This window comes from Nostoc sp. CHAB 5836 (assembly GCF_020829445.1).
GTDB lineage: Bacteria > Cyanobacteriota > Cyanobacteriia > Cyanobacteriales > Nostocaceae > Nostoc.
This window is the reverse complement of the sequence record NZ_JAIVFV010000028.1, coordinates 1-22,993: the sequence shown is the minus strand read 5'-3', so window position 1 is coordinate 22,993 and position 22,993 is coordinate 1. Positions and strand designations below refer to the sequence as shown.

21 protein-coding genes and 1 tRNA gene are annotated in these 22,993 nt (G+C 43.7%); 6 read left to right on the top strand and 16 right to left on the bottom strand.

Translation table 11 applies throughout. The features are described 5' to 3' along the window. Positions 1-120: 120 nt before the first annotated feature. A complete protein-coding gene (locus LC605_RS08470; RefSeq protein WP_229547124.1) occupies positions 121-537 on the top strand; it encodes a response regulator transcription factor in 417 nt (138 codons plus the stop codon). A gap of 128 nt (positions 538-665) precedes the next feature. Here LC605_RS08470 and LC605_RS08465 read toward each other — a convergent pair whose 3' ends face one another. Beyond that, positions 666-839, bottom strand: a complete 174-nt coding sequence (locus LC605_RS08465; RefSeq protein ID WP_229547123.1) for a hypothetical protein — start codon at positions 837-839, stop codon at positions 666-668. 731 nt (positions 840-1,570) lie between these two features. Beyond that, positions 1,571-1,864 (bottom strand): DUF3493 domain-containing protein, encoded by a 294-nt coding sequence (locus tag LC605_RS08460; RefSeq protein ID WP_229547122.1) that lies wholly within the window; start codon positions 1,862-1,864, stop codon positions 1,571-1,573. Between the two features lie 33 nt (positions 1,865-1,897). Here LC605_RS08460 and LC605_RS08455 point away from each other — a divergent pair. Then, a tRNA-Thr gene (locus LC605_RS08455) sits at positions 1,898-1,969 on the top strand. Positions 1,970-2,263: 294 nt separating this feature from the next. Here LC605_RS08455 and LC605_RS32860 read toward each other — a convergent pair. From LC605_RS32860 to LC605_RS08445, 3 genes are all read right to left on the bottom strand, one after another. Next, a complete protein-coding gene (locus tag LC605_RS32860; RefSeq protein WP_267868471.1) occupies positions 2,264-2,389 on the bottom strand; it encodes a hypothetical protein in 126 nt (41 codons plus the stop codon). Between the two features lie 129 nt (positions 2,390-2,518). Continuing rightward, positions 2,519-3,565, bottom strand: coding sequence for an SGNH/GDSL hydrolase family protein (locus LC605_RS08450; protein WP_229547121.1), 1,047 nt, complete (start codon positions 3,563-3,565; stop codon positions 2,519-2,521). 511 nt (positions 3,566-4,076) lie between these two features. Next, a complete protein-coding gene (locus tag LC605_RS08445) occupies positions 4,077-5,483 on the bottom strand; it encodes an S-layer homology domain-containing protein (protein ID WP_229547120.1) in 1,407 nt (468 codons plus the stop codon). Between the two features lie 959 nt (positions 5,484-6,442). On the opposite strand from LC605_RS08445, the gene LC605_RS08440 reads away from it, so the two are divergent. Together LC605_RS08440 and LC605_RS08435 are read left to right on the top strand one after the other, a co-directional pair. Further along, complete coding sequence (locus tag LC605_RS08440; RefSeq protein WP_229547119.1) at positions 6,443-6,706, top strand: hypothetical protein; 264 nt, start codon at positions 6,443-6,445, stop codon at positions 6,704-6,706. 360 nt (positions 6,707-7,066) lie between these two features. Beyond that, positions 7,067-8,272 (top strand): histidine kinase, encoded by a 1,206-nt coding sequence (locus LC605_RS08435; protein ID WP_229547118.1) that lies wholly within the window; start codon positions 7,067-7,069, stop codon positions 8,270-8,272. A 93-nt stretch (positions 8,273-8,365) separates the two neighbouring features. Here LC605_RS08435 and LC605_RS08430 read toward each other — a convergent pair whose 3' ends face one another. Both LC605_RS08430 and LC605_RS08425 read right to left on the bottom strand, forming a co-directional pair. Further along, positions 8,366-9,391 carry a PleD family two-component system response regulator gene (locus LC605_RS08430; RefSeq protein ID WP_229547117.1) on the bottom strand — a complete coding sequence of 342 codons (1,026 nt, stop codon included), beginning with the start codon at positions 9,389-9,391 and terminating at the stop codon, positions 8,366-8,368. Continuing rightward, positions 9,379-9,579, bottom strand: a complete 201-nt coding sequence (locus tag LC605_RS08425; RefSeq protein WP_229547116.1) for a hypothetical protein — start codon at positions 9,577-9,579, stop codon at positions 9,379-9,381. Before LC605_RS08425 ends, LC605_RS08430 begins: the two co-directional genes overlap by 13 nt. A 359-nt stretch (positions 9,580-9,938) precedes the next feature. On the opposite strand from LC605_RS08425, the gene LC605_RS08420 reads away from it, so the two are divergent. Next, positions 9,939-10,199: a chlororespiratory reduction protein 7 gene (locus LC605_RS08420; protein WP_229547115.1), complete on the top strand. Its 261-nt coding sequence runs from the start codon at positions 9,939-9,941 to the stop codon at positions 10,197-10,199. A 442-nt stretch (positions 10,200-10,641) separates the two neighbouring features. On the opposite strand, the gene LC605_RS08415 is transcribed toward LC605_RS08420, so the two are convergent. The 3 genes from LC605_RS08415 to LC605_RS08405 all read right to left on the bottom strand — a co-directional run bounded on the left by LC605_RS08415 (position 10,642) and on the right by LC605_RS08405 (position 14,436). Continuing rightward, complete coding sequence (locus LC605_RS08415; protein WP_229547114.1) at positions 10,642-11,262, bottom strand: hypothetical protein; 621 nt, start codon at positions 11,260-11,262, stop codon at positions 10,642-10,644. 453 nt (positions 11,263-11,715) lie between these two features. Then, complete coding sequence (locus LC605_RS08410) at positions 11,716-12,300, bottom strand: DUF2854 domain-containing protein (RefSeq protein WP_229547113.1); 585 nt, start codon at positions 12,298-12,300, stop codon at positions 11,716-11,718. A 441-nt stretch (positions 12,301-12,741) separates the two neighbouring features. Further along, a complete protein-coding gene (locus LC605_RS08405) occupies positions 12,742-14,436 on the bottom strand; it encodes a DUF1565 domain-containing protein (RefSeq protein ID WP_229547112.1) in 1,695 nt (564 codons plus the stop codon). Between the two features lie 287 nt (positions 14,437-14,723). Here LC605_RS08405 and LC605_RS08400 point away from each other — a divergent pair, with 287 nt between their 5' ends. Continuing rightward, entirely contained in the window at positions 14,724-14,900 is a 177-nt protein-coding gene (locus LC605_RS08400; protein WP_229547111.1) for a hypothetical protein, read from the top strand. Positions 14,901-15,004: 104 nt separating this feature from the next. Here the strand turns inward: LC605_RS08400 and LC605_RS08395 are convergent, their stop codons facing one another. The 6 genes from LC605_RS08395 to rimP form a co-directional block, all read right to left on the bottom strand. Continuing rightward, a complete protein-coding gene (locus LC605_RS08395) occupies positions 15,005-15,202 on the bottom strand; it encodes a hypothetical protein (RefSeq protein WP_229547110.1) in 198 nt (65 codons plus the stop codon). A gap of 249 nt (positions 15,203-15,451) precedes the next feature. After that, the gene (locus LC605_RS08390) at positions 15,452-16,072 is read right to left on the bottom strand and encodes a low-complexity tail membrane protein (RefSeq protein WP_229547109.1); all 621 of its coding nucleotides are present in this window, start codon (positions 16,070-16,072) and stop codon (positions 15,452-15,454) included. Between the two features lie 102 nt (positions 16,073-16,174). Next, complete coding sequence (infB, locus tag LC605_RS08385) at positions 16,175-19,327, bottom strand: translation initiation factor IF-2 (protein ID WP_229547108.1); 3,153 nt, start codon at positions 19,325-19,327, stop codon at positions 16,175-16,177. 710 nt (positions 19,328-20,037) lie between these two features. Further along, on the bottom strand, positions 20,038-20,307 hold the full coding sequence (locus tag LC605_RS08380) for a YlxR family protein (RefSeq protein ID WP_229547107.1): 270 nt from the start codon (positions 20,305-20,307) through the stop codon (positions 20,038-20,040). A 148-nt stretch (positions 20,308-20,455) separates the two neighbouring features. Beyond that, the gene (nusA, locus tag LC605_RS08375; RefSeq protein ID WP_229547106.1) at positions 20,456-21,733 is read right to left on the bottom strand and encodes a transcription termination factor NusA; all 1,278 of its coding nucleotides are present in this window, start codon (positions 21,731-21,733) and stop codon (positions 20,456-20,458) included. 296 nt (positions 21,734-22,029) lie between these two features. Beyond that, a complete protein-coding gene (gene rimP / locus LC605_RS08370; protein ID WP_229547105.1) occupies positions 22,030-22,491 on the bottom strand; it encodes a ribosome maturation factor RimP in 462 nt (153 codons plus the stop codon). Between the last annotated feature and the right edge of the window lie 502 nt (positions 22,492-22,993).

The window sequence follows — 22,993 nt, the reverse complement described above, 5'->3', positions numbered from 1 at the left end:
ATGAAGCGGACATGATGTCATCCTTTCATATAAGTTATTCAACCGTAGGATAGAGTTAGTGCTGGCACATCTTCCCATAAACTAGAGAGGCTATTCTAAATAATTTCGTTTTTCCTCTCAATGTTAATGTTATCCTGTGAGCTTTCTACCTTGCGCCTTCTAGTAGTTGATGACCACGAACTGACCCGTTTAACCTTACAATTAGTTTTTTCTTGTCAGGAAAATATTCAAGTAGTAGGTTTAGCTAGTAATGGTGAAGAAGCTATAGAAATGGTTAAACGTTGCCATCCTGACGTAATTGTTTTAGATTTACAAATGCCAGTTATGGATGGCTGGAGTGCGTCTAGTCACATTAAAGCTATATCCCCAAACACTCAAATCCTTGCTTACTCTTCAGTGGAAGACGTAAATTTTCATGGGACAAAGGTAATGTCTAGCTTTGATGACATTTGCAAGAAAGATGTACCTACAAGCGAACTTATTGCCTTAGTTAGACAGTTAGGTCAGCGTGCGGGAGATAGTTCGGTTGGAGGATAAATGATACAGATATGCTGCTTCGCCAACTCAGGCTTAATTAAATTCTGGGCATTTGAGGGCATGATAGTAGTAAAAAGCGCCGATATAGCTGAAGTTCAGGGTTAGACCGACGCAGTTTTTGATAATTTCTACTCTACCGGAATAGTGCGTCTAAATTCATCAATTAATTCATCCAGTTCTTCCAAAGCCTGATTTACATCAATTCTCAAAGTTCCCAGGTTTGGTTGCTCCAGTAGGCTTAACAGGTACTCGCGTTTACTTTGAACTGAGGCAATTCGTTCTTTTATAGTCTGTAAATCCATTATTTTTTCCCATCTTTAACTACCTTTAAATTTAAAGTTAACTTAAAATCACACCTTCTGGGGGCACATAGCGCTTCTGTGTAGTTCAACCCTTTTCAAATGGATTTGCCCTCATCCCCTAACCCCTTCTCCAAGATCTGGGAGAACAGGAGCCAGAATTTCAAAGTCCCTCGGACAGATCTCAATACGGTTCGGTTAAGAGTAAAAATAAAAATCTGTAGGTTGGGTTGAGCAATGCGTTACCCAACAAAGAGAAAGAAAATGTTGGGTTTCGTTCCTCAAACGCCACGTGCTTCTCCCTTGGCGCTAGCCTCTCACGAGTGGGAGAAGGGGAGACGCACTCGCGTTCAAGTCTCTTAACCGCAAGGGCGCAGTGGCTCCCCAACCTACGAATATTCTTAATCGAACAATATTGAGACAGATCTGGGGGAGGGACTTAGGGTGAGGGCAAAAACTACGGTTCTCAACTCAGATGAGGTTTCATGTGAGTTTTATTAATTTTCGGTTTTTTTAAAATAAAATTTGGGGTCTTTAAATACAGCTGACCCCATTTGAATGTGATTGGTTTTATGGTCAGGGTCTTTATATTGGCTGACCCCGTTTCAACGATTTCTAGTCTCTCAGAAATTTTTGCTTTTTGGAATTTCCTAATAATTTTTTTATTTTTTATCTCTGGATATTTTAATCTTCATAAAAGCATTAGTAAAAATTAACAGATAAAATTTATCTCTTCAGGAATCAGGATTTTTACCCGATTGGGAGGGTCGTTGCCCACGCTGTTCCCAGCGCCACAGGAAGACCATTAGGGCAACGATTCCTATTTGGAGAGCTAAACTAGGCAAAGCACTCTCAACATCCCGTCCAGCAAGCACTTGAAAAAAAAAGACGAATGCGCCGAGCAAGCCAGAAGCACCAAAAGCGATGTAGATAAATTGTCGTAAGCCGCGATAAGGAGCAGCTATTTCTGCTTTGAGGCTGGCATATTGTTCAGGGTTAAAGCGATTTTTGGGATTTTGATCTGCCATGATTAAATCATGTTATACTCTTAGATTGTGTACGCCGATGTGGCTCAGTGGTAGAGCAGCTGATTCGTAATCAGCAGGCCGTGGGTTCAAATCCCATCATCGGCTTTGATAAAAGTATTGCTCAATAGTCAAGTTTGACATAAATCAAGCATTTAGCCAAATAGGTGTAAAAACCATCGCCTTGGTGGATAGAAAGAGAACTAAAAACTATATTAGACATAGGAGTGAAAAAAATGTAGAGACGTAGCAGTGCTACGTCTCTACAAGGTTTCCGGGTAACGCATATTTAATTTCACCAGATGTCTATTGAACGCATAACGCAAACAATATTTGCAAGACCTTTTTCTGGCTATTTTAGGTTGATATACGATCGCTCTTTCGAGTCAAAGCCTCGACATATCACTCAAACTCAGTTTCGCCAAAAGTTTTTAACAAATCAATACAGTTTGCGATCGCTCCTAAGTGAGCAATAATTTCAAATAAGCGATCGTAATCCCACATCAATACAGTTAGTTTATTTTTCAACTGTTGTAACTAAGTCGGCAAGAATAAACCAAACTATATTACGAAACGTAAATACACCTTAAACCCTTTTGAAGAATTCTGTTCGACAAATGACGACAGCCTTAGCCAGTTAGCTTTATTTGCGTCGCTCTACTTATGAGACAATTGTCGGTCAACAACTCGACCTACTGATATAAGTGCTGACTTTTTTTGTTGACGCCTCAGCACTCCTACCGCACCAAAAGCACCAAGAGCTAAAATCCCCAAGTTTATTGAAGGTTCAGGAACAGACTGAGCCTCAATCGCCGCCCATGCAGTTTCTGCTATCACCTGATGAGCAGTGGTCGTTGGGTGCAAATCGTCCCAGAAGAGAAACTTGTTGTTACCTGCGTTACATATATCTAACCTAGATAGACAAGACTCGGTTACATTAGTAAAACCGAATGGTCTTGCCTGATAAAATAAAGAATTAGTATCAATAGAGATGATGTTGAGATTCGGGTTTTGATTCAAAGATCTCACAGTTTGTGCTAAACCCAAGTTAAACTCACTAGTTGATTTGCTAAGAGTTGTAGGGTTGCGGCCTTCAATTTTAGCTCCTGGTGCTTGTCCTAAATCTGGCAAGTTAAACACCAAAATATTTTTCGCGCCGGCTCCTACGAGAGTATTCAACGCCAGAGATATATTATTGATTGGCGTGGCTGAATCTTCAGGATTAAGAAAAAAGAAATCATTCGCCCCTCCCCACAATGTATAAAGTGCATCTGGATTAGCAGTTTGATTGTTTGCTTGCAGAGTTCCAGCAAAACTAAGGACTTGTTTCAGCACTCCCGGTAAATTTTGATTGGGAGAGACAGCGTTATCTAAACCAGAGCTGGCACCACCGAAAGCGAAGTTTATCCCTTGGGTAGGAATTGGTGTGGGAGGAATAGTTGTCAAATCTACATCAGTCAATAAAGTGGGCTTTAATCCTAGTTGATCTCCGAGATAATCCACCCAGATCGGCCCATTGGAAAAACGTCCTTCAAAGTAAGGTGGGCTTTGAGGGAATGTTTGACCACTAGCATTGTATATATTGCCTGTGTCGGAAAGACTATCGCCAAATACATAAAGCTGATTAAAACTCGCAGCCGAGGCTTTGGTCGGCAACATGAAAGAAAATAGAACAAATCCGACTGCGATCGCTTGTTTTTTCATATTTGTTTTACCTGTGGTATTTCTTAGTCTGTTTAAAAGTCAGGGATTTCCAGTTAAAAAAATATCCCTTCCCTGCGGGAGGCTTTGCGAACTGGGGGCGCAAAACCTTGCGCCCCGAAAAATTTACAAATAATTTTGGATAATTTCTTTTTTCAAAATCCCTAATCAAGAGGCGATAATCTGACAACTTGTCTTTTGAGTTACTTCAAAACGAAGTACCTCTATTGAGTTAATTTGCGTTGTTTTACTTAACTATGCCTTAAAAATTCATCAAACACAGGTAAAAACGCTGTAAGTACTTAGATTTATCTTTCCTTAACAAAAAATAGCTAAATTACAAAGCAATGGCAAAATTTAGATGCTAAAGGGTGGAAATCGCCCACTTTTATGCTCTCAGTACAAGTTATACTTTGCGCGGGCATAACTTGAGCTAAAGGTGATTCATTTTGGAGCGCAGCCCAAGTAGCGCGGTCGAACGCGAGTGCGTCCCGCTCTTAAGGGAGTCGAGGTATTACGAATTATTTGAACTTTGCTTTAACTTCAAAGCCTCAGCAGCTGACACACCCTCACCTTGAGCGCCGAAATACCACAAAGCTGTAGCAGCTTCAGCACGAGTTACTGGTTTTTTGGGTTGAAACAGAGTCGTATAACCAAACACCCGCCGAATATTTGATTGTTCGCCATTCTGGTAATCAGCCAACACTGCTCTTAGAGCCTTGGGGTCAATTCGCGCTGCATCTTGGAAACCCCAGGTTTGTTTGACCGCATCTAAGTTAGCAGAAGGTAAAGCTTGGCGAGTATCTAGGGGTAATTTCCACAGCAGTAACTGTTCCCGCGTTAGGGGTGCATCAGGACGAAACAAAACTACTGTAGAGTCTCCAGACAAAGGACTGGGAATTAACCCAGCTTCAGCTAATCCCTGAATTGCTGCAAAATCAGGGTCTTTTGCCGACACATCACTAAAAACTGGTTGAGTACTTTCTGATGCCAAACGAATTTGTTTCGCTGGATTACTAGCATACATGGCATTGTTAGCAGCAATTAGCCAACGGGCATATTCCCGATGTGTGACGATTTTACTGGGTTCAAACTGGTTAGTTGTAGTATTAGAGTTGCTTTTAGTTGTCTTTGGCTCTAAAGACAAAACACCTAATGCAGCCAAGTCTTGGATATGTTGCCGCCATTCTTGCGGTATCTTATTGAGATCGTTGAATACCTGAGATTCTGCTGTTGCTGTAGCAGTTATTTGGTTATTGGCGGTGTTTGGTGCCTGGGGTGCCAAGTTTGCAGGTGGTACCGGGCCAATAAACTGGGAATCTCCTGGTTGAGGAACAGCGTTAGTAGTTTCGTTAAGATTTGTAGTTGGGGTATTTTGTGCCGTTGCAGTACTATTGGGTACGTAATCAATCAGTAATTCAGTGGCAGTTTGGGGTTGATTGGGTGTGGCGTTAGTGACTGATTTAGGCTGAATGAAAACCTTCAATAGCAAATCGTTACGACGTGCTTCAAAAGCACTTCCTGCATCATCTGTTGGCTGTTGCAAAACCTGCCAGTTATTTGTTTGAAACTGGCTGCTATAAAAGCTAGCAATAAAGTTGCTGGGGTCAGAACTCAACCAACGAGTTGAGACTCTGTTTTCTGAGCCGCTAGCAGGTGTAACTTCCTGTAGTTTGGCATTGGGATATAGGGGGATATCTTTGGGAAAATCGGCTGGTAATTGAACTGTTGATTCCTTTTGCTGTGCTTGCAGATCGTTACCCTGAGATTCTCCAAAGACAACTGGATTGCTTTGCAGTTTCGGATCTGCGGCCAAAGATTCTTCAAGGTTTTTGGCAACTGGACTGTTAGCACAGGCTGTTAAGGAAGTCAGTAGAACAGCCCAAATTAGAAATACAGCTGAACGTTTACAGGCAAGCACAGGAGGAAATCACAAATTGAGTTTCAATTCCTACCCTAGCGCAGACTGTTCATTAAATGGGAATGGCATGGGACATTGCTTATTTCCATCTCCCCTGCTTCTCTTCCTGTTGATAAGATGATGATATCTCCAAAAATGAGTAAACGGTAGCAAAAGCTACCGTGTTGTCTTTGTTTTACAGCCATTAGGTTTTGATAATTCCCATGCTTCTTTATAGAGTTCCCTAAAATTCTGGCAAACTAACATTTTCGGGAAAAAATAGAAAAAATCTGGAATGCTTGCTATATAAGAGTTTTAGGGTTTTCGTGATCTAAGCTACTGACTTATCCCGTTAGTTACGAGGGGTGAACAAGTTCGTAGTCAGGACTTTACTTAATTACGAATTACGAATTAATGCCATGTGCAACTTATTCTTAAAACCCCTCTCCCAACCTCTCCCCGAAACGGGGAGAGGCTTTGATTCTTGCTCCCCAACGCTACAAGGGTTGGGGTTGGGGGTTAGGTTTGAGAGTAAAGTTGCACATGGCGTGAATTACGAATTACGAATTATTTTAAGCACGCTTTGTGCTGACTACGAACTGATCAAAATTAATCAGGCAGACTAGTACCGCATGGCAAAAGTCAATCAATTTTGAGATAGCTGAATGCGATCGCCAAGCAACTGAAGTGATAGACTAATAGTAAAGCCCCCCTTAGCCTCACCCAAAGAGGGGAATGGATAAAGTCGGCTAACGCTGGCTTACAATCGATTCTAGAAATTATTCACCTGACGATGGTAAGCTGAGTAAGGCAATAGCTGGAAAATGCCAGTGTTAAGCAATTCCAGGAACTGAGCGTAAGTTCGTTATTCTTGGCGACTGAGGTCATCGGTAAAGCAGTCAAGTGTCGCAGCAGTTTCCCTAGTATCTCTAAATTGATTTTCTGGTGAAAGTGCTACTTGTACTGTAGTCAAGATTTTCTTGGTAGCCTCGAAAGCAGTGAGTGCTGACTCTAAAAGTGCGATCGCTTCTATGTTATTTAAAGCTTTCTCTCAGGTAACCCATCCCCTGTTCTTCTGGCATAGGGTAGCGGTTATTTTAGGAAAGCTGCCACAGGCTGCGCTTCGCAAGTTATGGAGGCAGTACGTAGTTAGCTATGGCTGTTTTCCCAATCCCACTAATGATTGGGTAGAGGCAAACAAGACACTTCATCATATCCACTGGCGGTTGAGAAAAGCTTGCTGATAGATTAGATACAATTAGCATCTGCGTTTGGTAGAGTGATCACTTGTTCAAACCGAATACTCGAATAGACATGGTGCTGCACTAGCCGAATTGATATAGTATTAAACCTTTGACCTCGTGGGAATGGCAAAAATTTTTGATTCAAGGCAAATTAAGGCTTATATTCAAGGCCTTGGGTGTTTCTTGAAGATGAATTTAGCCAAAAAGGGCCAAAAGGCTGAAAAAGATATATTGTCAAAAATGCAGTTCTGATAGGAGTATGGAAATCTAAAATAGATATTAAATTCCAGAAAAAACAACGATCATTCGACAACCGTCAGTCCATTTTACTTTCTGTAAAGCGTCACCGGGTTGTTACCAGTGCTGAAACACGATTACATGCAAGTTTCCCAGGATCAGCCGATTTATTCAGAGGCTCCACTCCAGTTGTTACTGTTTATCGATGGACGTCCAAAGTCCCGACAACAGGTGCAGCGAATACGTGCTTACTTAAAAGAATTGCAGGCTGAGTATAGTTTTGAACTTCAAACTATTGATGTTGGACAACAACCTTATTTAGCAGAACACTTTAAGTTAGTAGCAACACCAGCTTTAATCAAAATTCACCCGGAACCACGACAGGTTTTGGCTGGGAGTAATATCATAGCGCAATTGAAAAACTGGTGGCCTCGCTGGCAAGCTGCTGTAGACACCTACTTGAAATTACAGGAAGACTTACAAGAACGTATAGAGGACAATACTAGGGCGATATCACCCAAATCCACTATTCGTTCAGTTGCAGTTTCTGCTGAACTAATCCGACTCTCAGACGAAATTTTTCGCTTGAAACAGGAGAAAGATAACCTCCAAGAGCAGCTACAGTTTAAAGACCGGGTGATTGCGATGCTGGCACACGATCTCCGCAATCCTCTAACTGCTGCCGCGATCGCCATAGAAACTCTCCAATCTAACTACAATTTAGAGACAGGTCAATTCCAGCGTCTCAAACCGTCCATGACGGCGCACCTATTAAAACAAGCTCGTAATCAAACTAAGATCATTGATCGGATGATTGCCGACCTTTTGCAGGTAGGTCGCGGCAAAGATACAGAGTTTCCTATTCTACCACAAAAAGTACAGCTAGGTAAACTGTGCTTAGATGTGCTGGAAGAATTGTGCGATCGCTACACCGCCAAATCCCAAGAAGTAGATACAGATATTCCTAATGACTTGCCATACGTATATGCTGATCCAGAACGCATCCGTCAAGTGCTAGTGAATCTGTTGGATAATGCCATCAAATACACCCCAGAAGGTGGCAAAATTAGCGTTGCCGGATTGCACCGCACTACCCAAAAAATTCAGTTTAGTATTGGGGATACAGGGCCTGGTATTCCTGTAGAGAATCGCGATCGCATCTTTGAAAACCACTTCCGTCTGCAACGGGATGAAAGTACAGAAGGTTACGGCATTGGTCTTTGTTTATGCCAACGCATCATCCTGGCGCATTATGGTCAAATTTGGGTGGACTCTGCTCCCAACAATGGAGCATGGTTCCACTTCACATTACCAGTTTATCCTTCTTAGGATTGGGCATTGGGCATTGGTTATTCACAAATAACAAATGACAAATAACAAATGACAAATAACAAATGACAAATGACAAATGACAAATAACAATTAAGAACTTGAGATAAAGCGATCGCGACCCCCGGTCTTTGCTTGGTAGAGTGCTTTATCTGCCTGCACAATCAAATCGGAAGGTGAGGATTCCCAACTGGGGACAACAGTTGCTATGCCCATACTGAGGGTGACATACTGACTCACCGTAGACCCGTCATGAACAATTTGCAAATCTTTGACTCCCGCTTGTATGGCTGCGGCAATGTGAACTGCTCCAGACGCATGGGTATATGGCATAATCACCGCAAATTCTTCGCCACCATAACGCGCTACTAAATCCTGATGTTTTTGTGCCATTCGGCTTAAGACATAACCCACCTTTTGTAAACAGACATCCCCAGCCGGATGGCCATATTTATCGTTATAAAATTTAAAAAAGTCGATATCACACAAAATCATTGATAAGGGAGATTCTTCTTGTGCCAGATTAATCCACTGAGTATTGAAATAATCGTCAAAGCGGCGACGATTAGCCAACTCAGTTAAGCCATCTACATTGGCAAGGTGATGCAAAGCTTGGTTTGCCGCCTCTAATTGTTTGTATACTTGCGCTTGCTGCAGCAGTCGGCGCAATCGCTGGCGCAATACAGACCAGTGAATTGGCTTAGTGACGTAATCAGTCGCCCCTGCTTCAAAAGCACGGTTTACGGATTCCTCATCGTCCAAGCATGTGATCATCAATATGGGAGTGCGCTCCCATATCTTGGAGATCACCGTATTGTTGGTCGAGTCAGTATCAAAGGTGGCAAGAGCTGATAGTAAATTATTCCTGGCAATCTGGAGCAAGTGCTTACAGCAGGTAAAGCCATCCATCACAGGCATTACAGCATCTAGCAAAACTATATCCGGTTTGATAGTCTCGTAAGCATCTAAACATTGCTGACCATCATTGACCTCGACCACTCGATAACCTTCTAGTTCCATAGCTTTACGCAACAACATTCGGATGGTCTTGTCATCATCAGCTATCAGAATCAGTGGTGGTTGCTGCTTAGAAACAGAGAATGGGCTTATGGGTGACATGAGTTGCCTTCCAATTGTGAGACTATCCTGAAAAAGGCTGTGCAGCTCAATCGCATGGGAGCGATCGCTCTTTTCATCAATGCCAGGATTTGCGCCAAAGGTGTGTCTGGCTTCACAATCACCTGTTTTTTGACAATAAACCGCTCAATGTTCTTGAGCCAAGCAAGTGGTAGATAACTAAGTTGCATAGACAATCTATAATTGGAACACGAAGGCAATTGTTACCTTTTTGTTCGGCTATGGTTATGGCAGGAAATGTTACTTTTATATTTCCCCATTGTTAAAGTCAAATTGCAATTTTCAAAAAAATTGCAAGTACATACCTTAATAGGACTTACGCATTATACATATGTACTATACGAGATTTGGGCTTTTGAGCCACGTCTAACACCCAAAACAGTAAATATGCGATTAAATTAGGGTTGCACTCAACGCCTGAAATTTGGGCATTATGGACAACGATATTTCAAGGGTTTCAGCCTAATTTATTTCCTGAACCGAGCAGTATTGACTCAAAACCTATTTATAATTCACTAAAATCTTCAAAATGCCAGACTCTTTAATGTATCAGCAAGATCACTTTGTTGTTCTAGAAACAAATCAACCAGAACAATTTCTGACACCATCAGAGTTATTAGAAAAGCTCAAAACAACTCTTCAAAAACTCAGAATTCAAGATTTGTCGCCTGACTTACAAAAGTTTGATACTCTGGAAGCTCAAGCACAATACTTGCTTGACACTAGTTGCGAATTAGATATTGCTCCTGGGCAATATTTGCAATGGTATGCAGTCCGTTTAGAAAAGTAATTTTTTGATTAGTGGTTGATAGTAAAATATGTTATGTTGCCGATTCTTTAAAAGTCTGTTAGAGGATGTTTGAAAAGTCCTATTGTCGGTATCAAAACATTCCAGATCCCCCTAAGTCCCCCTTTCTAAGGGGGACTTTGATTCTTCCCCCTTTCTAAGGCAATACGGTTCACAAAAGGGCTGAAACTCTTTTTTTACGTAGACGCATTCGCGCAGCGTCTCCAAGAGTTGCGGCTTGCCGCAGGCTACCACAGAGGCGCAGAGAACACAGAGAGAAGAGAGAAGAGAGAAGGAGGAAATGCTTAACCCAAGTGTATTGCTTTATTAGGGGGGATTAAGGGGGGTAAAAATGCAATTAAAATCACAGCAAACTACTTTTCAAACAACCTCTTAAACAACTCAAACCATTGCCTACTTTAGCGTCGTCGTAGGCACATCGGTTCTAACTCTCAGATGAAAGGATGCCTACAAGCACTCGTAGCAAATCTTCTAAACCTTCAGGAACACGGTAAAGTTTAATATCTTCTACAACCCGCTTATCTTCTCTATAAAGAGTACCAAATTTCCAGTCATCTCCATTAGTAACTGCTCCATATAAAATAGCTTTTTCATGATCTAGCGATTGATCAAGAGCTATCAATTCTACTGCTAGCTGTGTAAACCCTCTTCTGATATCTGATTGTTTGGCTTCAATCACCAATAGAGAGTTAGATTTGTGTAAGTAATAATCCAAAGTACCTTTGAGCTTTTCACTGACATTAATCGGATACTCACTATATAGTTTAGCCTTTGTTTGATCGCATATTTCAGCAAGGATAGGTGCAATTAAAAATTCCCGTATTGATATTTCAGCAATTGGGTTAAAAAGCTTTATATTGCGCTGCAAATAATTTTGTAAAAATTCTAAATAGCTCAGATCAGCAAGGTATCTTGGTAATTCTAGCTCTGTGCGATCGTAGCTGTACTCAAACTCAGCCAGGATGTCTATTGTTGGGTTTGGCAACAAAAAGTATTGACTAAAAGTGTAACTTTGCTCAGGTTTTAAAATTCTATATTTGCTCATAATTTTTTTCGCCTACGAAGCACGCTGGAGATATTATGACTGGGATATCACTGAGCAATGCGCTACCAAAACTCCGACGGCATTATTGAATTGAACTGAGAGGTTGTTTGAAAAGCCTCGGCGATCAGAAATCGCGGCTACACAGGCAAAACCTGCCGACCCAGGTTAAAAACCCTTGATTTTGTATTAGTCCACAGAGGTTGACGAGAGTTTGTAAGTAGAGCGACGCAAATAAAGCTAACTGGCTAAGGCTGTCATTTGTCATTTGTCCTTCGTCATTTGTAAGGGTTTAAGATGTATTTACGTTTCGTAATATAGTTTGATTTATTCTTGCCGACTTACTTATAGTAGCGATTTCCAATCGCCCAATACTTTTCAAACATCCTCTCAGACCAGAAAAAACTTTTCCCCACTCCCTAGTACAGACGCGATTAATCGCGTCTCTCCTCACCCTCATCCAGCAATTTTAGGTTGGTCGAGTACTAGTGAATCTTTTGGAGTATTGATCAGCGCTAGCTCAATTGTATTTTCCGATGGCTGGATTATTTGAATTTCCAATCCGGGGCCAAAATAGTTAGTCATTTTTTCCTGCTTTTTTTGCCAGACATCAATTGGTATTAGAGGTGAATCAAATTCTAAAATTAGAGCGTAGTTCCCATTGACTTCTATTTCTCGCAACCCTTTGACTATGGGTCGTTCCTGGTCTGTAGGACTTAAACCTAGAAAAGAAAGTGTTGAATCTAGATGAGCATCTTGACCGTAGCAATATCGGGTGATGTCTTTGCGAATTTTATTCTGAGTATCAGTTGCTTGCTGCTGGCGGAGTCTCAATGCTGATGGTGACGTAGTTTGGGTAAATGGTACTGGCTTAAGTTCATTAGCTTTCAGCGCCAGCCCTCCCAACAATAGAGGAATCCCGTAAAAAAATCCGACAAGATTGAGTGTGGCATTATTATCAGCATAGGCGACGAAGCCAATGATGGTTAATATGCCGCCGATGGTTAAACCGAGTGTTCCCAAAGAGATTTTGCGTAGCATGAGCTTAAATTAGTATAAAGTCTGAATACCTTAGTTTTATTATCATCGGCTATGAGTGATAAATTAGGGAAGAACATCGTTGCCAGGCGGTAGTATTTAACCAAGGGACTGACAAAAATTTTTCCCTAACCCTCTTCTGTTAGGAGTGAGTTAGGGAGCATAGGTGTCAACTTAACGTGAAAGTTATGTACCGCAAGGAACTGAAGTTCCAAGAAGAATAGCGAAAGTCATCTTTTAGATGACTAAATAATCGGAAAAATCTTTAGTCTACTGAAGTAGACTTTAGCTATTAGCCAAAGAACTTTAGTTCAAGGCGGGTGACGAAGCCAACAGATAGGCATTTCCAGGCTTTTGTTGACACCAATGGTTAGAGAGAGCCAGGGAAGGGGTGTTCTTTTGTTAGGTCTGTATTGGACTCAACGCTAGAAGCGCTATAGACATTTACTGAACTATTACCAAATAAGATGAGGGAATTGGTTGGGCACGTCCAGCATTGACAAGTGCCTGGTAAACAAAGGCAGCAACTTCGGCTCTAGTTGCTTCACGATTAGGATTGAGTTGCTTTGCTGTGGGATAGTTGATTACTAGTTGCCGTGCAGTTGCCGCAGCAACAGGAGCGATCGCATAATTAGGAATCTGGGCAGCATCGGTGTAGAAGGAAAGCACGTTCTGATTATTCGCAGTTAAGCCCAAACCATTAGCTAAAGCTACTAACGCCTGCACTCTGGGAATTTGCTGCTGTGGTTTAAAAGTTCCATCAGGATAACCAGAAACAAATTGACTCTGGTAAGCAGATTGAATTGCAGCGTAAGCCCAGAAATTGCTTGGTACATCCTTAAATTGAATGGTTGGACGTTTGGCTGGTGGTGTTAGGGCTTTAGTGATAATAGTGGCGAATTGAGCGCGAGTTACAGGTTCATTGGGTTTAAAGGTACCATCAGGAAAACCCGCAATAATATTTTGGGAGGCTAAAGCCTCGATGTAAGTTTTTGCCCAGTAATTTGCTGGCACATCTTTAAAGGCGACAGGCCCTCCAGGCGGTACGTCAACAGTTGCAGCAACGAAATTTACTGAGCCGAAAATCTTTTTCTGATCAATATCGTTGCCAACAGCGATAATTTGACCGGTTTTAGTGGCGTTGTTTACATCATAACGAGTGTTATTGCGAATAAGATTACCACCAGGATTTTCGTTGGTGCCAAGGTCGGGTAAAGCACTAACAGTCGCGACTAAGCCGTCCCGTTTATTGTTCTGAATGACATTCTTACGCAATACGGGCTTCGCTGACTCTGAGATAAAAAGACCGTCTTGGTTTTCGACAATTTGGTTTTCCACAACTAGAGGTGTGGAAGTGCCACCGATCGCTAGACCAAAACCAGTATCCTGAAATAAGTTATTCCGAATTTCTCCTTTGGCAGATCTAGCAATTGAAATCCCATTGCCTTTATTTTGCACAAAGAGATTACCTTCGATTTTGGGATTCCCTGTACCCGTGACAAAAACACCCTCTCTGACACTGTTAGTAAAAGTACTGTTTTTGATAATGGGATTAGTTGATTCCACCCACACAGCCGTACCCCGGCTATTTGGATTGGTGACGGTGACACCAGCGATCGTGGTATCTTGTTCGGCCAGGATGGTAATATCCTGTCTGGCAAAGGTGCGACTAGTGTAGAAACCTCCACCTGTGATCAATATCCCCTGACCTTTAGTAGCTTCATCACCCCGCAGTGTCACCCCTGGTTTAAACAAGAGGGGGAAGGTTTCACCACTTTCCTGGCTATAGTTCCCAGGGGCTAATTGAATAACTGCACCTGGTTGGGCTTGACTGAGAGCGAAACTAATGCTTTTGTAGGGTGCAGCTGACGTTGTACCAGCACCAGCACTATCTGCACCAGTTGCTGGATTAACGTAAATCACTGCGGCTGTTGCGGGAGCTTGTGCTGTGAGAGTTGGGGCGATATTTTCTGGATGAGTAGCACCAGCATTAGCCTTACTCAGTACTAGTATTGAACCACTAGAAACAATAAGCATTGCCGATAGTCCGGCTCCCAGACGTAAAGTATAGCTGAGATAACTGCTAGAAAGAAGGCGAACATTTTTCGCTGGAGAAATGTGAAAACCCCGATATTTCATTTTTTAAGTCTGTGATGTGCTGAATTACGGTATGTTGAATCAGGTTGAAGATAGCAGCGTTGTAGCTGCTGTAAAACCCATGCAAAACTATACTGGATGATTAGCACTGATTCACCTAAATTCCTTAGATAGATCACAGAACTTATACATTAGTTAGGGAGATCCAAAAAATAAAATGCCCAGCCGTTTCTTTTGATTTGTTGGCATTGCCCAAGTATTTTGGCGCAAAGGAGAAAAAGGGCGAAAGCGAGGGCTGGGCATTTTATTACTTGTAAGTGCCTTATGTCGTGTACTCTAAAGTTAGATGCCGCAACTCATTCCACTGGAATATCATCACAAAAAATCCCACAAAGGATGTAGAAGTTAATGGCGATCGCTTAGATAGTGCGTACCGTCAACTCCGTCCCTTGCAAACAAGCCGACAAGATTTAAGTAAGTCGGTGAAAATAAATCAAACTATGTGATGAAACGTAAACAGGCTTGAAACCCTTACCAAGGACGAATGACTAAGGACAAATGACAGCCATCGCCAGTTATCTTTAATTGCGCCGACCTACTTATTTGGTGTTTAGTAAGCTAAAGTTTCTAAAGTTTCTCTTAAATACCTCTGTACCTGCTGTTCCAGGCGAATTCCCTGTAATTGAGTATCGCGTTCTAGTTGCCAGCGCTGAAAACCGGAACTAGTGGAGATCGCCCATTTTAGACTATACCAAATTTCAGTATCAGCAGAAAATTGGCGATCGCTAGAAGCTGGAATTTGAGCCATAGTTCCTCATTCCTTGATTTTAACTTCAACCGTAATTGGGCATTGGGCATCCCTTCTCTGGGAGATGCACTCGCGTTCGACAACTCTTGGAGACGCACTCGCGTTCGCTCAGGGCAAGTGGGGATGGGACATTGGTTATTAATTCATCTCCCTCATCTCCCTCATCTCCCTGATCTCCCCCTGCTCCCCTTGATCCTCTGCTACTTATTTGTAGCCCTTTTAAAGTGAAATAATATACTTTACGGGCTGCTATGAATCTGTATTAATCCTAAACAAGGATTGCAACAATCGGGGCAGAATTTGATTAACCCTGACCCCCAAAATGGTAAAATCTTGCTTAATCTTTTCTAAAGATAATGGCTCTATGCCAGCGAATTCTGTGTCATTGGTTACTAAAACTCGCATTACACTTACAGGTATTTGTAAAAATAGATTGCTGCCCAAAAAGGCTAATCCCGCAAGGAATAGTGCAAGGCTGCGCCATTGTGGCAGAAATTTAGCTGAATTTGCTACTAATGGGGCAATTTGGTAAAGATGCCACAGCACTAAAATCGACAATACTGCTGCCACTAATGCCAGGATCCGATTTAACTTTGTATTAATTAAACAGAGAATTTTTCGCTGCCGCTCAGTCAGATTTTCTGGCTTTAGGGCTATTCCTAAAAGAGCAAATATATAAAAAGGGCGGCGCAACTGCATCCATAGCAGGGGGAGAACACCAATGGCAGCAACTAAGAATAGCTCCATCCACACTGGTAAAAATGGCTCGCCTACAGACAGGAATAATAAGCAGAGGACTAAAAAAACAGGTAATGTCGCCAATCCAGCGACATGAATCCACAAAATAGGTTCAGAGCGAAATGAATGCATATTATGAGTTAGGAGTTAGGAGTTAGGAGTTAGGAATTAGCAGCTTTTAACTCCTAACTACTAATTTATCACTCCTAACTTCTAACCATTTTACCCTCAACACTACCTTGTTAAGGTGAGAGTGCGGCGTTTTGTAACCATCTGATAGGCTTCGATGATGTCACCTTCAACCCAATCATTGAATTTATCCATGCCGACACCGCATTCATAACCGGCGTTGACCTCACGAGTATCTTCTTTCATCCGTTTTAGGGAGTCAAGGACGCCTTCATAGATCATCTTACCGCCGCGTCGCACTCTGACTTTGCAGTTGCGAACTAGCTTGCCAGATTGAACGTAGCAACCGGCAACCGCACCACGGCCGACTGGGAAGACGGCGCGGACTTCGGTTTGACCCAAGGGTTCTTCCACCAACTCTGGTTCCAAAAGACCTTCCAAGGCATCTTGGATATCTTCTAGGAGTTTGTAGATCACGTTGTATTCTCGAACATCTACACCCGCTTCATCGGCGGCTTGTCTAGCCCCACTGGCGAAGGTGGTGTTGAAGCCAATAATCACAGCGTTACTGGCAGCTGCTAAGTCGATATCTGTCTCGGTGATTTCTCCAGCAGTAGCCAACAGCATCCGAATTTGGACTTCGTTTTGGGGAATTTGCTTGAGCGCTCCCACAATGGCTTCTACCGAACCTTGTACGTCTCCTTTCAAGATCAAGTTGAGTTCTTTCAACTCGCCTTCTTGTGCTTGAGCGGACAGGGTTGTCAGGGTAACACGACCCTGCAACAGACGGGATAGGCGTTGTCTATCGGCGCGATCGCTAGCGAGGGATCTGGCTTCTTTTTCGTTCTGGAAGACCTCGAACTCGTCACCTGCTGCTGGCACATCACTTAAACCTAGTACCTCCACAGCAAAGGAAGGTGAAGCAATATCTACTCTCTTACCTCTGTCATCCACCATCGCCCGGACTTTACCAAAAGCCGAGCCAGCTACCAAGATATCTCCCACATGGAGGGTACCATTCTGAATTAGCAGGGTAGCAACTGCTCCCTTAGCTTTATCCAGATGTGCTTCAATCACAGTTCCTTTGGCGGTACGATCTGGGTTGGCAGCCAGTTCTCCAACCTCTGCTACTAAGAGAATCATCTCTAAGAGCGTATCTAGATTTTCACCTCTGATGGCGCTCACTGGAACCATGATTGTCTCACCACCCCAGTCTTCTGCCGTCAGACCATACTGGGTCAGTTCTTGTTTAACGCGTTCTGGCTGTGCCCCTTCTTTGTCAATTTTGTTAATTGCAACAACAATTGGCACTCCGGCTGCTTGGGCGTGGCTAATGGCTTCAATGGTTTGGGGACGGACACCATCATCCGCAGCCACTACCAACACGGCAATGTCTGTTACCCGCGCTCCTCGTGCCCGCATAGCTGTAAAGGCTTCGTGACCAGGAGTATCTAGGAAGACTATTTGTTGCGGTTTGCCCTCATGTTCCACATCCACATGGTATGCACCGATGTGTTGAGTAATACCACCAGCTTCGCCAGCAGCCACTTTGGTTTTGCGGATTGAGTCGAGGAGGGTTGTTTTACCGTGGTCTACGTGACCCATAATTGTCACGACTGGCGGACGGCGGTGGAGATATTCTAGGTCTTCTGCGCCGACCATTTCGGTAACTTTCCGGGCTTCTGCTTCTCGCTCGGCGGTTTCGACTTCTATTTCTAGTTCTTTTCCTACCAGGGTAATTGTGGGAATATCCAGATTTTGGGTGATACTCACCGCCATGCCTTTGAGGAACAGGATTTTAACAATCTCTGTATCGGCGACGGCTAAAACGTCAGCCAGTTCTTGTACAGTCAATGGCCCTGTGATCACCACTTTTTCTGGACGCTCACCCTTTGTCTCAGCTTCTTGGCGACGGTTTTGGTGATGGTCTCGCCCAGAACCAGACTTGGAACCAGACTTTCTCGCTCTTGCGGTTGGGGCGCTAGCAAGGGTTGCACCTGGCATCTGTACAGGTCGAGTCGCTTTGGGTTTGGGAGGACGAGCGATGGAAAGGCTGACTTGGACGGTGGCTGGTGAGTCAAGATCGTCATCATCGAGCAAATCTTCTTCAAACTCATCATCAAGTATCGGCTTGATCCGCTTGCCTTTGACGCCAGCTTTCGCCTTCTCTTTAACTTCATCAATTATTTCCTCTTCTATCCACTTTTTGCCGCCTTTGGTCGGGCGAGGTGGACTTGGGCGCTTCAAGTCGAGGAGATCAGGTGTGATTGGTTCATCACCGAGTCCTTGAGATTTGCTGCCTATTCCGGACAACTGTCTGGGTGGAGTAGCGATGGGCATTGCGGCTGCTACAGCTTCACCTGGACGTGCTGGTCTGGGTCGTTGCCCCTCTCCCAATTGTGATGGTGCAGATGGTCTATTGCCCCTCGGCTCTGGTCTGCTGGGTGCAGGGGTAGGACGGCTTGTCCTTTGTGGTACACCTGGTGGAGACTGGTCAGTTGGTAGTTTAGCGACTCTCGGCTTAATTTGCTCGCGATCGCCTTCGGGGGGTCGTTGCCGTTGGTCGCGTTTGAGGATCGGTTTATCTGCTTGAGATCCTGGCAACTCATCTACCACATGGGCTTCTTCTGCCGCAGGTCTAGCTGGAGGAGCAACTAATTGCGGTTTGATCGGTTTTTCCGATTTCGGTCTGGGTGGAACTATTTTTTCCGGTTTTTGGGATGCTATTCTTTCCGGTGCCGGATTTGGATTAGGTGTTTGTTCCAAGTCAGCGATCGGGGGTTGCTCTTGAGTCTCAGATTGAGTCCGGGGCACAGGTCGAGTTGGTGCTGCCGGTTTCAGGGGTGAGACTGGTGTAGCGAAAGGCCGTGGAGGAGAGGGAGGATTAGCTTCAGACAAGGCAGCTTGGGTATTGTTAGCAAGTGACGCTTCTGGAGCGTTGGAGGTAGTATTTCTCAATATTTTGGGTTTGCGTATTTCCAAAATTTGCTGTTTGTGGGGTGCAGCAGGTCGGTTACGTCCGCCGTTGGGTGGTGAATTTGGCTGATGGCTGGTTGTACCTAGTTCCTTTTTGGCTGACACATTGGTAGCTGCAAGCTTTTCTGCTGCCGCCCGGATGTTTTCTGCCTCGGATTCTGAAATCGTGCTGCTATGGCTTTTGACCGCAATGTCGAGCTGGTCGCAAATTGCTAGTAGCTCTTTGTTATCCAAATTCAATTCCTTTGATAATTCATAAATTCTAACTTTGCCGTTGGTCATCCACTCTTCCCCTTTAATTTACAGTTTTAGCGGATGGTTGCCTGGTTTGCGACATCTCCATCCTTGGATTACTGTTTTTAGACTGCCGTTCAGTTTTTGCCGGTGCCTCCAATTAGGAAAGAGAGATGTTTCGGTTTAATAATGGCATCCCCACCAGGAATGATGGTTGAGGGATACCCATAAAAATTTCTTAAATAAAAGATTTTTATAGGAACCCTGGACGCCGAACTGCGCCTGAGCGCTACCAGGTTGCCATTTTGTCGTTTCTTGTTTTGTTGATTCTGAGTCTTCCACAACACAATCGATTACATCTTGTTCTGGGAATGTTCCTTCGCCTCTCTTAATTATTCGAGAGCCGAATGCCTTTTACGCCAATTTCCTATTTTGGCATTGACATACTTCTACCCTGACCTACGGTACAGTGTAGGCTTCTGTGCGACTCTTGGTATCCCGTGGGGCATTAACCAGAGGCAAAGCGTCTTTGGCTCTGCTGAACTTTGTTTTAATTCCACGGGTTGCCACCGCAGAACTTGAGCAATACAAAAATGTTCAGCAATGGCAGTTGCTCTATTTTGGTGAGCCCCAGACGCTGGCGGACTCGCTAACGCTGCGCTGTCGCCCTTGGGGTCTCCCCTTTTCCCAAAGGGAGAGAAAACCCCACTGCCTGACCTTTGTACCGCCAGAGTTTTACTTGCCCACAGAAAACTACTCTAAATTTTATTTTGGGTATTGCTGGGGGCTAGACGTTGCAACAAGCTTTGGTACAGTGTTTCTGGCACTGATGCATGTAGCGATCGCCCTAGTCGATTTTTTTTTTGAGCCGCTTGTAAGCAGCTCGTTTCCGGACAAATATAGGCAGAACGCCCCATGCCCTGATCTAATTGTACCTTTCCCGATGGAAAGACGCGGACAATCCGCCAAAACTCATCTTTTGAGCCTACTTTCCGGCAACTAATACAGCGCCGATAATTTGGTTTCATCGGTTCTTTGTGATCTCAGTCCAGGATTTGGGATGTAAAAAGAAGTTTATTATTACTATTTTTTACTTATACCAAGTAGCTTTTGAGAAAATAATCCCTGAGACCGAGACTACAATCTCCAGTATCAAAACTTTACAAAATTAATTAATTATTCATCATCGTGATTGTCAAAAGTGTCTTCCTCTTCTAATTCGTCCTGATTTTCCTCCTCGAATTCTTCGTCAAAGTCCTGATCGTCTTCCTCCGATTGATATTTTGTTCTAACGGCTGCAAATTTGGCATCTTCTCCTGCATAGTCATACTTCGCTTTGTCTTTGATGTCAATTTTCCAACCAGTCAAGCGGGCTGCCAAACGGACGTTTTGCCCTTCTTTGCCTATGGCCAAACTCAATTGATCTTCAGCTACGAGTACGTGAGTTTGCCGCGATTCTGGATCCATGAGGCGCACTTCATCAACCCGTGCTGGACTTAAGGCATTAGCGATGTATGTTGCGGGGTCTGGCGACCAGCGAATTACATCTATTTTTTCACCGCGTAATTCGTTGACCACCACTTGAATTCGCGATCCCCTGGCTCCGATACAAGCGCCAACTGGGTCTACATCGCGATCAAGAGTATCTACTGCTATTTTAGTCCGGGGGCCGACATAACGGGAGGGGGGGTTTGCCTCCCTAGCTACGGCAACAATCCGTACCACTTCATCTTCAATTTCTGGGACTTCGTTGGCGAAAAGATAAACCACTAAACCAGCATCAGCACGAGACACAAGCAACTGTGGCCCTCGTTGCTGACCTTGGGAGACTTTTTTCAGATATACCTTGAAGGTGGCATTTGCCCGATAATTATCGTTGGGTAGCTGTTCCCGCTTCGGTAATTCGGCTTCTACTTCTGGCTGACCAAAGCTACTGCTAACTGCCAACACTACAGATTGACGCTCAAACCGCAGGACTCTTGCTTGCAGGACAGTTCCTTCTAAATCTTGGAACTCTTCTTGCACCATCTGGCGCTGTTGATCTCGTAATTTTTGCGCCAATACCTGCTTAGTTTGCATGGCCGCCATCCGACCAAATTCTCCTTGGTCGGGGGTAACATCCAGTACTACAGAGTCACCTAACTGCGCTTCAGGAGCTACTTGTTGAACTTCGTCTAGAGAAATCTGGTGGTCTGTATTATCGACTTCTTCGACAATAGTTTTGGTGGAAAGAACGCGGAAGCCTTCTCCTTCAATATCGAGTTCTACTTCAAAATTCTCAAAATAATCTTCATCAAACTGTCTGCGCTCTAAATTTTGGGCGCGGCGATAACGTTCATAGCCTTTGAGTAGGGCTTCTCTAATAGCTGATTGAACTGCAAGCCGGGGTAAATTGCGATCGCGACTTATACTTTCAATTAATTCTTTTAATCCAGGTAAAGTAACCATTGACATAAGCAATCTCCTTTAAAAATTAGGGAGTGAGGACTGGGCATTGGGCACTTGTACTGCCCTTCGACTACGTTCAGGAACCGCGAAGTCGTTGGCGCAGCCTCTGGTAGAGTTTTATTGGGCACTTGTACTGCCCTTAAGAGCGGGACGCACTCGCGTTCGACTACGCTCACCAAGCGCGAAGTCAAGTATTGGGCATTGGGTGCAAAGGGGAAAGATTTGCAGTAACTTCCCCCTCTGCTCCTCCAATCCCTAGTCTCTAGTCCCTAGTCCCTAGCCTCTAGTCTTTAATCACTCGTTTATCGGCGATCGTCTAGCTGCACCTTAGTAATTAGGGAACGGGGAATTTCGACTACACGACCTTTTTGGTTTAAGTAAAGTGCTGTCTCATCCCGGCGAATCAACTGACCAATCCACTCTTGTTGTCCGTCGTAGGGGGGCGTTGTCCAGATGATGACAGGAAATCCCTTAAAGGAAATAAACTCCCTGTCTGTTACCAGTTGTCGCGAAATACCAGGACTAGACACTTCCAAGACATAGGCATCTGGAACGATTTCCGCAGCGTCTAAGAAGGCTTCTAAAGCACGACTCATCCTTTCACAATCGCTCAATCCAGTGTCTTGCTCGGGATTGCGAATGTCTACGCGCAACACTGGTGGACTTTGGTTAGTGTGAAAAACCACGCCAACCACTTCCAATCCCAGTTCTTCTGCTACTGGTGTCGCCAAATCAATAATTTGTGAAACTAAAGGATGAGCCATGAGAGAATTCAATAAAAAAAGTGGGCGGCGACCCACTTCCTGCGATAGGTATATCTTCCAAGAAGTCTTGTGACGAACCAATGATGATTCGCCTAGTTCGAGTTTAGCGCATTTCTTTTATAGTCGTGCATTGGGCATTGTTAAGTTAGGAGTTGGGAGTTGGGAGTTGGGAGTTGGGAGTTACGTCTGATGTGAATTGTGAAAATCAAAGCAATAATAAGGATTCCGCGCTTTGTAGATGCGCGAAATTTCGCGTCTCTACAGCAAAAATACAGGGTTTCAGCCTCTAATTCAGATTAAGCGTAAATTGGTGTTGTTTATCAAAAACTATGATCACACGCTTATCCCAGCCTCTAGCTCTTTATGCTATTGGGGTGAACAATAGTAATTCCTTCAACTTCTACAAAGTCTTTTGGGTTTAAAGTCAAAATATGGCTGATGTTATGGGCAAGCACTACTGCTTGTATGCGTAAATCGTGGGTGCGTTTACCTGAAATCTTAT